13 protein-coding genes are annotated in these 12,886 nt (G+C 66.6%); 6 read left to right on the forward strand and 7 right to left on the reverse strand.

Annotated elements, in window-relative coordinates; genetic code table 11:
• The first annotated feature begins 70 nt into the window (after positions 1-70).
• Positions 71-3,760, forward strand: a complete 3,690-nt coding sequence (locus tag ACP7AR_RS06385) for a multifunctional oxoglutarate decarboxylase/oxoglutarate dehydrogenase thiamine pyrophosphate-binding subunit/dihydrolipoyllysine-residue succinyltransferase subunit (protein WP_426183882.1) — start codon at positions 71-73, stop codon at positions 3,758-3,760.
• An 18-nt stretch (positions 3,761-3,778) separates the two neighbouring features.
• Here ACP7AR_RS06385 and ACP7AR_RS06390 read toward each other — a convergent pair whose 3' ends face one another.
• The 3 genes from ACP7AR_RS06390 to ACP7AR_RS06400 are packed head-to-tail and all read right to left on the reverse strand — an operon-like array spanning position 3,779 to position 6,022.
• Complete coding sequence (locus ACP7AR_RS06390; RefSeq protein WP_426183884.1) at positions 3,779-5,071, reverse strand: GNAT family N-acetyltransferase; 1,293 nt, start codon at positions 5,069-5,071, stop codon at positions 3,779-3,781.
• Positions 5,072-5,117: 46 nt separating this feature from the next.
• Complete coding sequence (locus ACP7AR_RS06395) at positions 5,118-5,363, reverse strand: zf-HC2 domain-containing protein (RefSeq protein ID WP_426183886.1); 246 nt, start codon at positions 5,361-5,363, stop codon at positions 5,118-5,120.
• Positions 5,360-6,022, reverse strand: a complete 663-nt coding sequence (locus ACP7AR_RS06400) for a sigma-70 family RNA polymerase sigma factor (RefSeq protein ID WP_426183888.1) — start codon at positions 6,020-6,022, stop codon at positions 5,360-5,362. The genes ACP7AR_RS06395 and ACP7AR_RS06400 overlap by 4 nt, the downstream gene beginning before the upstream one ends.
• A gap of 48 nt (positions 6,023-6,070) precedes the next feature.
• Here ACP7AR_RS06400 and aroA point away from each other — a divergent pair, with 48 nt between their 5' ends.
• The 3 genes from aroA to bcp are packed head-to-tail and all read left to right on the forward strand — an operon-like array spanning position 6,071 to position 8,958.
• Positions 6,071-7,396, forward strand: a complete 1,326-nt coding sequence (gene aroA / locus ACP7AR_RS06405; RefSeq protein WP_426183890.1) for a 3-phosphoshikimate 1-carboxyvinyltransferase — start codon at positions 6,071-6,073, stop codon at positions 7,394-7,396.
• The gene (rsgA, locus tag ACP7AR_RS06410) at positions 7,393-8,472 is read left to right on the forward strand and encodes a ribosome small subunit-dependent GTPase A (protein ID WP_426183892.1); all 1,080 of its coding nucleotides are present in this window, start codon (positions 7,393-7,395) and stop codon (positions 8,470-8,472) included. The genes aroA and rsgA overlap by 4 nt, the downstream gene beginning before the upstream one ends.
• Before the next feature lie 9 nt (positions 8,473-8,481).
• Positions 8,482-8,958, forward strand: coding sequence for a thioredoxin-dependent thiol peroxidase (gene bcp, locus ACP7AR_RS06415; protein WP_426183894.1), 477 nt, complete (start codon positions 8,482-8,484; stop codon positions 8,956-8,958).
• A gap of 3 nt (positions 8,959-8,961) precedes the next feature.
• On the opposite strand, the gene ACP7AR_RS06420 is transcribed toward bcp, so the two are convergent.
• Positions 8,962-9,360: a hypothetical protein gene (locus ACP7AR_RS06420; RefSeq protein WP_426183896.1), complete on the reverse strand. Its 399-nt coding sequence runs from the start codon at positions 9,358-9,360 to the stop codon at positions 8,962-8,964.
• Between the two features lie 209 nt (positions 9,361-9,569).
• On the opposite strand from ACP7AR_RS06420, the gene ACP7AR_RS06425 reads away from it, so the two are divergent.
• Complete coding sequence (locus tag ACP7AR_RS06425; protein WP_033104713.1) at positions 9,570-9,818, forward strand: WhiB family transcriptional regulator; 249 nt, start codon at positions 9,570-9,572, stop codon at positions 9,816-9,818.
• A 49-nt stretch (positions 9,819-9,867) separates the two neighbouring features.
• Here ACP7AR_RS06425 and ACP7AR_RS06430 read toward each other — a convergent pair whose 3' ends face one another.
• Positions 9,868-11,352, reverse strand: a complete 1,485-nt coding sequence (locus ACP7AR_RS06430; RefSeq protein ID WP_426183898.1) for a sensor histidine kinase — start codon at positions 11,350-11,352, stop codon at positions 9,868-9,870.
• Between the two features lie 31 nt (positions 11,353-11,383).
• Complete coding sequence (locus tag ACP7AR_RS06435) at positions 11,384-11,770, reverse strand: Rv3235 family protein (RefSeq protein ID WP_426183900.1); 387 nt, start codon at positions 11,768-11,770, stop codon at positions 11,384-11,386.
• A gap of 124 nt (positions 11,771-11,894) precedes the next feature.
• Here ACP7AR_RS06435 and ACP7AR_RS06440 point away from each other — a divergent pair, with 124 nt between their 5' ends.
• The gene (locus ACP7AR_RS06440) at positions 11,895-12,488 is read left to right on the forward strand and encodes a hypothetical protein (protein WP_426183902.1); all 594 of its coding nucleotides are present in this window, start codon (positions 11,895-11,897) and stop codon (positions 12,486-12,488) included.
• Between the two features lie 34 nt (positions 12,489-12,522).
• On the opposite strand, the gene ACP7AR_RS06445 is transcribed toward ACP7AR_RS06440, so the two are convergent.
• Positions 12,523-12,798: a helix-turn-helix domain-containing protein gene (locus ACP7AR_RS06445; RefSeq protein ID WP_426183904.1), complete on the reverse strand. Its 276-nt coding sequence runs from the start codon at positions 12,796-12,798 to the stop codon at positions 12,523-12,525.
• Positions 12,799-12,886 lie beyond the last annotated feature (88 nt).

Below are 12,886 nucleotides of genomic sequence, written 5' to 3' on the forward strand. Positions count from 1 at the left end.
CGCGCTGACCCGGGGGCCTCCCGTTCGGCGCGTGGACAGAAGCTTCAGCGATGAAAGAGGGCGATAGCGCGTGGCGAACCAGGTGGCCGGCGTCGGAGGTTCGGACGACGGAGATTTCGGAGCCAACTCGTGGCTCGTCGACGAACTCTACGAACAGTTCAAGATCGATCGCAACTCCGTCGACAAGGAGTGGTGGCCGATCCTGGAGAACTACCAGTCGGATGCCGCGCCGTCACCGGCCGCAGGAGCGCCGATCTCGGCTGCATCGTCCGCGGCGGCAGCGGAGCACCCCGTGACCGCACCGATCCCGGTGATCGGTTCGCAACCGGTGGCTCGCACGACGGCGAAGCCTGCGGCGCCTGCGCCGATCCCCGCTCAGGCGCCGAAGCCGGAGACCAAGGCCGCCGAGGACTCAGCCGACGAGGACAAGGTCACTCCCCTTCGCGGCATGACCAAGACCCTCGCCGCGAACATGGACCAGTCGCTGACCGTTCCGACCGCGACCAGTGTCCGCACCATCCCGGCGAAACTGATGATCGACAACCGCATCGTCATCAACAACCACATGTCACGCTCGCGCGGCGGCAAGATCAGCTTCACTCACCTCATCGGCTGGGCTCTGATCCAGACGCTGAAGGAGTTCCCGAGTCAGAACGTGTTCTACGCGGAGATCGACGGGAAGCCGTCTGTCGTCGCGCCGGCCCACGTCAACCTCGGCATCGCGATCGATCTGCCCAAGCCCGACGGCACCCGTGCCCTCATGGTGCCGAGCATCAAGCGGGCCGACACGCTGACGTTCACCGAGTACCTCGCCGCGTACGAAGACCTCGTCACACGTGCGAGGGCCAACAAGCTCACCGCCGGTGACTTCGCCGGCACCACGGTCTCTCTCACGAACCCCGGCGGCATCGGCACCGTGCACTCCGTTCCGCGTCTCATGAAGGGCCAGGGCTGCATCATCGGCGCCGGGGCTCTCGAGTACCCGGCCGAGTTCCAGGGCGCGAGCGCGAAGACGCTCGCCGAGCTCGGCATCGGAAAGACCATCACGCTCACCAGCACCTACGACCACCGTGTCATCCAGGGTGCCGGTTCCGGAGAGTTCCTCAAGAAGACGCACGAGCTGCTTCTGGGTGAGCGCGGCTTCTATGACGACATCTTCGCGGCGCTGCGCATCCCGTACGCGCCGATCCGCTGGAACGCCGACATCGCGGTCGACCTCGCAGAGCGCGTCGACAAGCAGTCCCGGGTGCAGGAGCTGATCAACTCCTACCGCGTCCGCGGACACCTGATGGCCGACATCGATCCGCTCCAGTACGTGCAGCGTTCGCACCCCGACCTGGAGATCGAGAGCCACGGCCTCACGTTCTGGGATCTCGATCGGGAGTTCGTCACCGGCGGTTTCGGCGGCAAGCGCGTGATGAAGCTCCGCGACATCCTCGGTGTGCTTCGCGATTCGTACTGCCGCACGCTCGGCATCGAGTACATGCACATCCAGGACCCTGAGCAGCGTCGCTGGTTCCAGGAGCAGGTCGAGGTCAAGTACCAGAAGCCCGGCCACGACGAGCAGCTGCGCGTTCTGCGCAAGCTCAATGAGGCCGAGGCGTTCGAGACGTTCCTGCAGACCAAGTTCGTCGGCCAGAAGCGGTTCTCGCTCGAGGGCGGCGAATCGCTGATCCCTCTGCTCGACGAGATCCTTCAGGGCGCCGCAGCCGGCGGCCTCGAGGGTGCGGCGATCGGAATGGCGCACCGCGGACGACTGAACGTGCTCACCAACATCGCCGGCAAGACGTACGGACAGGTCTTCCGCGAGTTCGAAGGCCTTCAGGCCACAGGCAACAAGCGCGGCTCCGGCGATGTGAAGTACCACCTGGGTACCCAGGGCACCTTCATCGCCGACGACCAGTCGGAACTTCCTGTGTACCTTGCAGCCAACCCATCGCATCTTGAGACGGTCGACGGCGTGCTTGAGGGAATCGTGCGGGCCAAGCAGGACCGCAAGCCGATCGGCACGTTCTCCTGGCTGCCGATCCTCGTGCACGGCGATGCGGCGTTCGCAGGCCAGGGCGTCGTCGTCGAGACGCTGCAGATGGCGCAGCTGCGCGGGTACCGCACGGGTGGCACGATCCATGTCGTCGTCAACAACCAGGTCGGCTTCACCACCACGCCGACGGATGCGCGCACCTCGGTGTACGCGACGGACGTCGCCAAGACGACTCAGGCACCGATCTTCCACGTCAACGGCGATGACCCGGAGTCGGTCATCCACGTGGCGCAGCTCGCCTTCGAGTACCGCGAGCGCTTCCACCGCGACGTCGTGATCGACCTCGTCTGCTACCGCCGTCGCGGTCACAACGAGGGCGACGACCCGTCGATGACGCAGCCGCTCATGACCGACCTCATCCAGGAGAAGCGGTCGGTGCGCAAGCTCTACACCGAGGCTCTGGTCGGCCGCGGCGACATCACCGAAGAGGAATACGATCAGGCGAAGGACGACTTCCAGGGCCGTCTCGAGGTCGCGTTCGCGGAGACCCACGCGGCGGAGACCGGCGCGACGCCGATCGCTCCGGATCTCGTCCCCGTCGAAGAGGTCACCGGCGAGCCGGACGTGACCGGCGTCTCGACCGAGGTCGTCAGCCTCATCGGCGAGGCGTTCGCGAACAAGCCAGAAGGCTTCACTGTGCACCCGAAGATCCAGCAGCTGCTGGACAAGCGCGTCGAGATGACTCGCAGCGGCAACATCGACTGGGGCTTCGGCGAACTTCTCGCGTTCGGCTCGCTGCTCGTGGAGGGCACCTCGGTGCGCCTCGCAGGGCAGGACTCGCGACGAGGCACGTTCGTTCAGCGCCATGCCGTCATGCACGACCGTGCGAACGGCCAGGAGTGGCTGCCGCTCGCGAATCTCTCCGAGAAGCAGGGGCGCTTCTTCGTCTACGACTCGCTGCTGAGCGAGTACGCGGCGATGGCGTACGAGTACGGCTACTCGGTGGAGGCACCAGAGGCGCTCGTGTTGTGGGAGGCGCAGTTCGGTGACTTCGCGAACACCGCGCAGGCAGTCATCGACGAGTACATCTCATCGGCCGAGCAGAAGTGGGGCCAGCAGTCCAGCGTCACGCTGCTCCTCCCGCACGGATACGAGGGTCAGGGACCGGATCACTCGTCCGCACGCATCGAGCGCTTCCTTCAGCTGTGCGCGCAGGACAACATGACGGTGGCCCGCCCGTCGACGCCGGCATCCTATTTCCACCTTCTGCGCCGTCAGGCGTACGCACGCCCTCGTCGTCCTCTGATCGTGTTCACGCCGAAGGCGATGCTCCGCCTTCGCGGCGCGACCAGCAAGGTCGAGGACTTCACTCAGGGACGTTTCGAGCCCGTGATAGACGACCACCGCGAGCTGAGCCGCGAAAGCGTGAAGCGCGTGCTCGTGCACTCGGGCAAGGTGCACTGGGATCTTCGCAGCGAGCTCGACAAGAACCCGAACCCCGAGATCGCCCTGGTGCGACTGGAGCAGCTCTACCCGACGCCGATCGACGCTCTCAAGTCGATCACCGACGCATACCCGAATGCAGAGCTGGTGTGGGGCCAGGAAGAGCCGGAGAACCAAGGCGCATGGCCGTTCCTCGCCCTCGCGTTCGCAGATGTGCCGGGTGATCGCCAGTTCCGCACTGTCGCACGCGCGGCATCCGCGTCGCCGGCGGCAGGCTCGTCGAAGGTGCACGCCGCAGAGCAGGCCGACCTGCTCAAGCGCGCTCTCAGCTTCTGACCCGGATCGCTCCGCTGCTCAGTACCAGATACCGAGCAGCGGAGCCTCTGCCGCGCGGAACGCGTCGTCGATCGACGCGGCGACCCCTGCCGTGGCATCCAACAGGCCTGCGGCTCGGAGCTGCGCGGCACTCACTCCCCCGACGTAGAGTGCTGACAGCGTCGCGACGTCCAGCACGACATCTGCTGCGGCATCCGCTTCGGGTACGACCGTCGCACTGGACTCGTCGACAGTGAGTCGCCAGGATCCTTCAGCGAAGCCGAGGGGATCGACCACACGGAGCACCACATCGATCGGCGCACGGTACGTGCGCGCCGAGAGCGCTGTCGGCACGTCGAGGATGCGCAGCCAGCCGTGATCGTGCACCACGACCTCGACACCGCGTCGGTCGGAGACCAGCATGGGCAGCGGATCGTCGATAGGCCGAAGGTCGACACTGATCTTGTCCACCAGATCATGTTGCAGCGCGAAGCCCCAGAGGGCTGTGAGCGCATCAGGCGTGACGGTGGACAGGTGGAAGATCGTCATCTCGAAGCGGAAGGAGTCGGGGATCTCGGCGAGCTTGTACGCCATGACACCGCGCACCGCACCGTGCTCGTCGAGGTAGCGGACGCCGCGCACTGAGGCCGCGTCCGGATGATCCGGCGTGAGCCCCGACACACGGTCCCAACGCAGTTTCCACCCGGCGATCTGACCTGCCCGCTGGGTGCGGGCGACGTCGTGCAGCGTCGAGAGGTGATCACTCATCGTCGCCTTGTCGATGTACTCCACGCGGCCCCCTGGCGCCGCGGCGGCCCATCCGGCGCGACGCGTGTCGACGGTGATCCGGGCGGCCGGAACTGCAGGGGCGAATCCGTAGCGACCGTAGATCGTCGCCTCGGAGACGGTGAGCCCGGCGATGGCGACGCCGGCGGATGCCGCGGAGCGCAGCTCTCCTTCGAGCAGTGCCCGCGCGATCCCCCGTCGGCGATGAGTGCCGGACACGGTCACTGAGCTGATCGCCCACATGTCGATCTCCCCGCCGGGAACGGTGAGCGGCGTGATCCACGAGTTCACGGTCGCGACCGGCAGCGTGCCGACCTCGACGCCGTCCTCGAACACGCCGATGTTGCGACGTGCTTCGAGCGCGGCGGTCGTCGCGCTGACCACCTCGGCGCTGGGTTCGGCATCGAGGAATCCTCGTGCGTCGGCGCGGAAGAATGCTTCAGCGTCCGCCGGAGAGGCCATGTCGATGGTTCGGTACGACAGCTGCTGGCCGGCCAGGCGCTCGAGGGAGGTGCGGTCGACTGGAATGCTGCGCGCGTCGGTCATCTCTCCACCCTAAAGGCAGCCACCGACTCCACGGCAGAGGATGAACTCAGTGTGCAGCGACCTGCGCAGCGCGCAGCTTTGCGAGCACCAGGTCGCGCAGCTCCTCCGGAGCCGTTTCCTTGCACGCTCGTGCGACGACCTCGGTCAGGGTGCTGGCCACGAGAGCCTCCTCCTGGCAGGAGGGGCAGTTCTCGATGTGCTCTCGGATCTGAGTGTGCTCGGTCCTGCACACCTCGTTGCGGAGGTACTCCTCCAGATCCTGACGGGCTTTGTCGCAGCCGCAATCGGTCATTTCTTACTCCTCGTACTGGCCGTGGCGATTCCTCGCTCAGCGGCATAATCTGCCAACAGCTCCCGCAGCATTCGCCTGCCACGGTGCAGGCGACTCATCACGGTGCCGATGGGGGTCTTCATGATGTCGGCGATCTCCTGGTACGCGAATCCCTCCACGTCAGCCAGATACACCGCCAGTCGGAAGTCCTCCGGGACTTCCTGGAGCGCGTCCTTCACGACAGAAGCCGGCATCCGATCGATCGCCTCTGCCTCGGCGGAACGGCTGTGCGACGCGGTCGTGGACTCCGCACCGCCCATCTGCCAGTCCTCGAGCTCGTCGATCGTGCCCTGGAACGGCTCGCGCTGCTTCTTGCGATAGATGTTGATGTACGTGTTCGTGAGGATGCGGTACAGCCACGCCTTCAGGTTCGTCCCCTGAGTGAACGACGCCCATGAGGCGAATGCCTTCACGAACGTCTCCTGCACGAGGTCAGCCGCATCGGCGGGGTTGCGCGTCATGCGCATCGCCGCCGCGTACAGCTGATCCATGAACGGGATCGCCTGTTCCTCGAATTCGCGCCGAGCGTCGCCGGCCGTATCAGCGGGTACCATGTCATCCATCACGGGCCAGTCTAGGCCGGTGAGGTCTGTGATCCCGCTTTCCAGCGTTGCGAGCATTCGGACTCCTTCTCGGCGCGTGCCCCGCCGTTCACTAAGGTGGAACCGATGAGTGACACTCGATATTCCACCTCCCCCGCCAGGGGCGCGTACAGCGCGCCCGTAGCCGCCGACGCCGTGCACTCGACGCTGACCATTCCGGGGTCGAAGTCGCTCACCAACCGCGAGCTGATCATCGCGGCCATCGCAGACGGCCCAGGCCGGCTGATCGCGCCGCTGCACTCAGAGGACTCCCTGCGGATGGTCGAGGCGCTGCGCTCGCTGGGCGTCGGCATCGAAGAGATCGCCGGCGAGGGCGAGTTCGGCCCCGACCTGCTCGTGACGCCTGGCCACCTGCGCGGCGGCGGCACGGTCGACTGCGGACAGGCCGGCACCGTCATGCGTTTCATCGCACCGATCGCCGGTCTCGCCGCTGAGGACGTCCATGTCACCGCACATGAGACCGCCCTGCACAGGCCGATGGGTGCGATGATCACGGCACTTCGTGACCTCGGCGTCGACATCGACGATGAGGGCACCTGGTCGCTGCCGTTCACGATCCGCGGTCACGGCCGTATCCGCGGCGGACGGATCGAGATAGACGCGTCAGCGTCGAGTCAGTTCGTCTCCGGTCTGCTCCTGGCTGCTCCCCGTTTCGATGTCGGTCTGCACCTTGTGCACACGGGTGAGCACCTGCCGAGCCTGCCGCACATCGACATGACGATCGAGTCGCTGAGTCGCCGCGGTATCCGCATCGAGCGGCCGGCGGCCGGCGAATGGCTCGTCGAGGCCGGTGTCCCGCGCGCGAAGGAGATCGCGATCGAGCCGGATCTCTCCAACGCCGCACCGTTCCTCGCCGCAGCGATGGTGACCGGTGGAGAGGTCTCCGTCACCGGCTGGCCGCTGCACTCCACACAACCCGGCGCGCTGCTGCCGGACATCCTCCAGGCCATGGGGGCCCACGTCGGCCGCCACAGCGGCACCATGACCGTGCGTGCCGGCGACGGCATCCGCGGTCTCGACCTCGACCTCTCCGCCGCGAGCGAGCTCTCCCCCACGATCGTCGGGATCGCGGCATTCGCGGACAACCCGACGACCATCCGCGGCATCGGCCACATCCGCATGCATGAGACCGACCGCATCGCGGCGCTGATCGGGAACCTCACGGCGCTGGGCGGCGAAGTGGAGGAGCTCTCGGATGGCCTCAGGATCATCCCTCGCCCTCTGCACGGCGGGCCCTGGTCTGCTCATCATGATCACCGCATCGCGACGACCGGCGCCCTCATCGGTCTGCGCGTGCCGGACGTGGAGATCGATGACATCGGCACGACCGCGAAGACGCTGCCGGAGTTCACGCAGCTCTGGGACCGGATGCTCGGAGGCACCTCCGCGTGAGCTGGCTCGACCCTGACGATGAGCTCGAAGGCGACTTCGAGGACTTCGACGAGAGCAGCATCCGCGTCCGTCCGAATCCGAAGGCGAACCGCCCGCGCACCAAGCGCCGGCCGGCCCACGACGATGCGCAGATCGGTCGCGTGCTCGGCGTCGACCGTGGACGCTACAGCGTGATGGTCGACGAGGACACCGAGGACGAACGCACCATCACCACCACGCGAGCGAGAGAGCTGCGACGCGCGCCGATCGTCACCGGTGATCAGGCGCGCGTGGTGGGTGACACGTCCGGCGACGAGGGGACCCTCGCGCGCATCGTCGGAATCGTCGAACGGTCGTCGCTGCTGCGCCGCAGTGCCGACGACACCGACCAGGTCGAGCGCGTGATCGTGGCGAACGCCGATCAGATGCTCATCGTCGTCGCCGCAGCCGATCCGGAGCCGCGCGCGCGCTTGGTCGATCGGTACCTGGTCGCCGCCTTGGATGCCGGTGTCCGCCCGCTGCTGGTCGTCACCAAGACCGACCTCGCTGACCCGACGCAGTTCCTCTCGTACTTCGACGGCCTGGATCTGCGTGTGTTCACCAGTGCGCAGGACGAGATGCCGACGGATGAGATCGGCGCGGCGCTGATCGGACATTCCACGGTGTTCGTCGGGCACTCCGGTGTCGGCAAATCGACGCTCGTCAACGCGCTCGTGCCGTCCGCCGGGCGGGCGACAGGGCATGTGAACCAGGTGACGGGGCGCGGCCGGCACACCTCTTCGTCCACGGTCTCGCTGCGATATGTGAGTCCAGAAGGCACCGGTTGGGTGATCGACACGCCGGGCGTGCGCTCCTTCGGCCTCGGGCACGTCGATCCCGCGAACATCCTCGCGTCGTTCACTGAGCTCGCCGAGATCGCTGAGAACTGCCCTCGCGGCTGCACGCATCTGGTCGATGCGCCCGACTGCGCCCTGATCGAGGCCGCCCAACGCGGCGAACTGGGCGCGGCGGCGCTGTCGCGCCTGGACTCCCTGCAACGTCTGCTGCAGACCTTCGCCGACAAGGCCGAGGCCAATCAAGGCTCCCCCGGTCGATAGGCTGGGTGCGTGACGAATCTGCGCCTCGAACCCCGTACTGCTGCTCCCGACTTCTCCCTGCTGGACCAGGACGGTGCGAAGGTCGCCCTGTCAGACCTTCGCGGACAGAAGACGATCCTGTATTTCTATCCGGCCGCGATGACCCCCGGCTGCACGACTCAGGCCTGCGACTTCAGGGACAGCATCGCGTCGCTCCAGGGCGCGGGGTACCGCGTCGTCGGCGTCTCCCGCGACGAGCCGTCGAAGCTCGCAGAGTTCCGGGAGCGCGACGGCCTCTCCTTCACGCTGCTGAGCGATCCGGATCATGCCGTGCACACGGCCTACGGCGTGTGGGGCGAGAAGATGAACTACGGCAAGGTCGTGGAGGGAGTGATCCGCTCGACCTTCGTGCTCGATGAGGACGGGACGATCACGCAGGCGATGTACAACGTCAAGGCCACCGGGCACGTGGCTCGCCTGCGCAAGATGCTCGGCGTCGACGGCTGAGCGTCAGTCGTTCACCGATTCGTCCGTGGAGTCGACGCTCTCGCTGCGCGCACTCGCGATGAGCAGGACGAATCCGACCAGCGCAGGTGCTCCGACCCCGAGTACGAACGTCCACAGCACCGGCTGAACGGTCAGCGATGCCAGCGCGAGCGCCAGTGCCAGCACCTGCAGGACCACCCCGCCGGAGCGAGCCCAGGTACGTCCGCGGCGGGTGCCGACCGCGAATGCGAACAGTGCGCCGGCCCCGATGAGCGTGAGCGCGATGAGCGCGATCGCGGTGGGAAGGGATGCCGCGTCTCCGGCACTGAGGCCGAAGAGCTCGACCAGGGCGACGATGGTGAGTGCCGCTCCTTCAAGCGCGAGCACCGCCGCTGCGGCGGCTGCCAGACGGGGTGAACGCAAGGTGTCTCCTGGGAAATCTGATTTGTAGGCACAAAATCCTTGATTTCGGGCCCGTGCTGTAACACAATGTTAACAGTCATGTGCTCCCACAGCGGCGTGGGGCGAGCAACCGCTCGCATCACTAAGGGTCGACGACACCCCGATTTCGCCGCCCATCACCGAGCCACCGCCTTGCGAACGCTCACGAGAATCCACACCGAGGAGCCCCCATGGACTGGCGCGACAAAGCCGCCTGCCTGACTGTCGACCCTGAGCTGTTCTTCCCCGTGGGGAACACCGGGCCAGCGGTCGATCAGATCGAGAAGGCGAAGACCGTCTGCGCCACCTGCACGGTGACCGAGGTCTGCCTGCAGTATGCACTGGAGACCAGCCAGGACTCCGGCGTCTGGGGCGGTCTCTCCGAAGACGAGCGCCGCGCTCTCAAGCGTCGCGCCGCGCGCGCCCGCCGCGCTTCCTGAGTTTCTCTGCGAACGGCCGGCCTGCTTGTGCAGACCGGCCGTTCTCATGTCACTTCTTCAACCAGCGCATAGGGATGTCGATCAGCACATCAGTGCCTTCGCCCTCGCTGCCGCGCCACTCGATGCTGCCACCCAACTCCCCCTGGATGAGCGTGCGGATGATCTGCGTGCCCAGCCCCTGACCGATCCGCCCCTCAGGGAGTCCATGACCGGTGTCGTGGACGGAGACGTGCAGTTTCTCATCAGTGCGTACGGCGTCGATCGTGATCGTGCCCTCTTTGCCTGCCAGCCCATGCTCGACGGCGTTGGTGACGACCTCGGTGAGCGCGAGCGCAAGCGGCGTCGCGTACTCGCTCGGCAGCACGCCGAAATGGCCGGTCGACATGGTGCGTGCACGCGTGTTGGGCGCGGCGGCGACTTCGGCCACGAGCTTGAGCACGCGATGGAAGACCTCGTCGAAGTCGACCGTCTGCGTCAGGCCCTGAGCCAGAGTGTCGTGCACGACGGCGATCGCGTCCACTCGTCTCATCGCCTGGGACAGCGCATCCCGAGCCTCGTCTGAATGCGTGCGTCTCGCCTGGATGCGCAGCAACGAGGCGACCGTCTGAAGATTGTTCTTGACGCGGTGATGGATCTCGCGGATCGTCGCGTCCTTCGTGATGAGCTCCTGCTCCTGGTGGCGCAGTTCGCTCACATCGCGGCACAGGATGATCGCGCCGATGCGGGTGCCGTGATCCTTCAGTGGGATCGCCCTGAGCGAGACCGTCACGCCCCGTGCTTCGATGTCCGTGCGCCACGGGGCCCGCCCGGTGACGACGACGGGAAGGGATTCGTCGACCTGCCTCGTCGAGGGCAGGATGCGCGTGGTCACCTCAGCGAGCGACTCCCCCTCCAGCTCATCGTCGAAACCCATCCTGTTGAAGGCCGAAAGCGCGTTGGGGCTGGCGAACGTGGTGATCCCGTCGACGTCGATGCGGATCAGACCGTCCGATGCGCGCGGGGCGCCTCGTCGAGGAGACGTGGGCGCGGCCGGGTCGGGGAACTCACTCGACGCGATCATCCGGAACAGGTCGTTCGCGCAGTCGTCGAACGTGATCTGCTGCCGCGACGGCGTGCGCGTCTCTCCCAGGTTGCTGTGCCTGGTCAGCACGCCGATCACCGGCGGAGGGTTGCCATCCTTGCCGCGTTCGCGAACGATGGGCACAGCCCGCAGTCTCGTCGGCGTCTCCTCGAACCAGTCCGGGGAAGACGAATCCACGATCTTCCCGGAGTCGAACGCTTCACGTACCTGCGTGCGCCACTGCTGCCTGACCCCCTCGCCGACGATGTCGCGATAGAACAGCGTCGCGGCCCCGCTCGGGCGCGCATGGGCCACCGCTACGAATGATCCGTCGTTCGTGGCGACCCAGATCACGATGTCTGCTGAAGAGAGGTCGGCCAGCAGCTGCCCGTCACTCGCGAGGCGATGGAGCCATTCGACATCGTTGTCGGTCAGGCAACCCTGGGCATGGACGAGATCACTGAGGGTGGACACCCCTCAAGCCTAATGGCGTGCGTCGTGCTGTTCAGAGCACCGCGAAGGAGGTGGCGCGCCACCGGTGGTCCAGACCTTCCAGCCGAATGGCCACGGCTCTCGTGCGCCCAGGCCCGGCGACGACGACGACCGCTTCCACCACGCCGTCGGCCGGCAGCGTCTCTCGGATGGAGAGGACCTCGAACACGGGTCTCGCCGGGGCCACACCTCGCGCACTGCGGGCCCGAGCAGACAGGTTCGCTCGAGCCCCCAACTTCCGGAACGCGTCTTCGCTGAACCAGCGCGCCAGCTGGTCGAGCTCTCGTACGCCGGCGAACACCTCGAGCACGCCTTGAGTGAGGCTCCGCAGCAGCTGCGTCGGGTCCGGCAGGTCCGCTGCCGGAGTCGGCTGCGGGGCGAAATACTCGTGAAGCGTCATCGTATTCACTTTCGTTTTCGATGCGTGTCAGTAGACCACGACCCACAGCCCTCGCGCCAGGTCCGGAACGCAAACTGTGGATAACTCGTGCGTGTTCCGCGCGCTCTCCCCTACGCTCGATCGCGTGCAATGGGATCGTCTGTTCGAGGACCTGGAAGGCCAGCTCGCCGCCGAGTGGGAGGCGGAGCGCGCTCTTCTCGATGCCGAGTCAGAGCGGCTGCGTATCGCGAAGATGGCCCTGCGCACCCGGCTGCGCAGATTCGAGCAGGATGCCGCGTTGGTCGGTGTGAGGCTGGCAGACGGCGTCCGCCGATCGGTTCGCATCCGCGCCGTAGGGACGGACTGGATCGCAGCGCAGTCAGCGGACGGTGGCGGCGGCGCGTTGATCATACCGCTGGCCGCAGTCACCGGCCTCGAGGCGGCGCACGGAGCGCTGTTGGCCACGCTGGAGGACGCACCCCTGCCGGTCGATGAGCTGCGCGAGCGGATGACGCTCGGATTCCTCATGCGCGACCTCGCCCGCCGTCGCTCACCTCTGCACATCTCATTGCGCGACGGCGAGAATCTGCACGGCACCGTCGACCGTGCAGGCGTCGATCATCTCGATCTCGCCGTCCACGACGCAGGGCAGGCGCGGCGTGCCGACGCCGTGCGTGCGTTCCGGATCGTACCGTTCGACGCGATCGTGTCAGCACGAATGGATGGACCGGTCATCTAGACACGTGGCTGGACGCGACAGCGAACCTGGACGGCTACCTCGTCGGACGCTGCGTCCCCCAGACCTCCGGGAAGCTCGCCGCGTCGGCCTGACGCCACAGCGCCACACGCCTGGCCTCTTCGGTCTGCTCGGCGAGGTAGTCGGCGATGCTGTCCTCAGCCACCCGCCAGCGCGCCGGGGTGCCCAGTTGTGCGCCGCGCAGTCTGCCGCTCATGACGAGCGCGATCACCTCGTCGACCTCGATCGAAAGCAGCTCGGCGACCTGCGCGGGCGCGAGGAAGCGAGGAGCTGATGCGGGCGAATCGGCCATGCACTCATTGTCCCCTGCCCAGGACGCTGATTCGCCCGCGCAGCATCACGTTGTGGATAACTTTCGACCTGAGCGCGGCGATTCTGTG

This window comes from Microbacterium sp. TWP3-1-2b2 (genome assembly GCF_049896145.1).
Classification (GTDB): Bacteria; Actinomycetota; Actinomycetes; order Actinomycetales; family Microbacteriaceae; genus Microbacterium.

Coding starts and splice junctions, on each gene's coding strand:
- ACP7AR_RS06395 (WP_426183886.1), bottom strand. CDS start 5,363: ATGACCGATTGCGGCTGCGACAAAGCCCGTCAGGATCTGGAGGAGTAC.
- ACP7AR_RS06425 (WP_033104713.1), top strand. CDS start 9,570: ATGGACTGGCGCGACAAAGCCGCCTGCCTGACTGTCGACCCTGAGCTG.
- ACP7AR_RS06435 (WP_426183900.1), bottom strand. CDS start 11,770: ATGACGCTTCACGAGTATTTCGCCCCGCAGCCGACTCCGGCAGCGGAC.
- ACP7AR_RS06445 (WP_426183904.1), bottom strand. CDS start 12,798: ATGGCCGATTCGCCCGCATCAGCTCCTCGCTTCCTCGCGCCCGCGCAG.
- ACP7AR_RS06400 (WP_426183888.1), bottom strand. CDS start 6,022: ATGCTCGCAACGCTGGAAAGCGGGATCACAGACCTCACCGGCCTAGAC.
- ACP7AR_RS06390 (WP_426183884.1), bottom strand. CDS start 5,071: ATGACCGACGCGCGCAGCATTCCAGTCGACCGCACCTCCCTCGAGCGC.
- aroA (WP_426183890.1), top strand. CDS start 6,071: ATGAGTGACACTCGATATTCCACCTCCCCCGCCAGGGGCGCGTACAGC.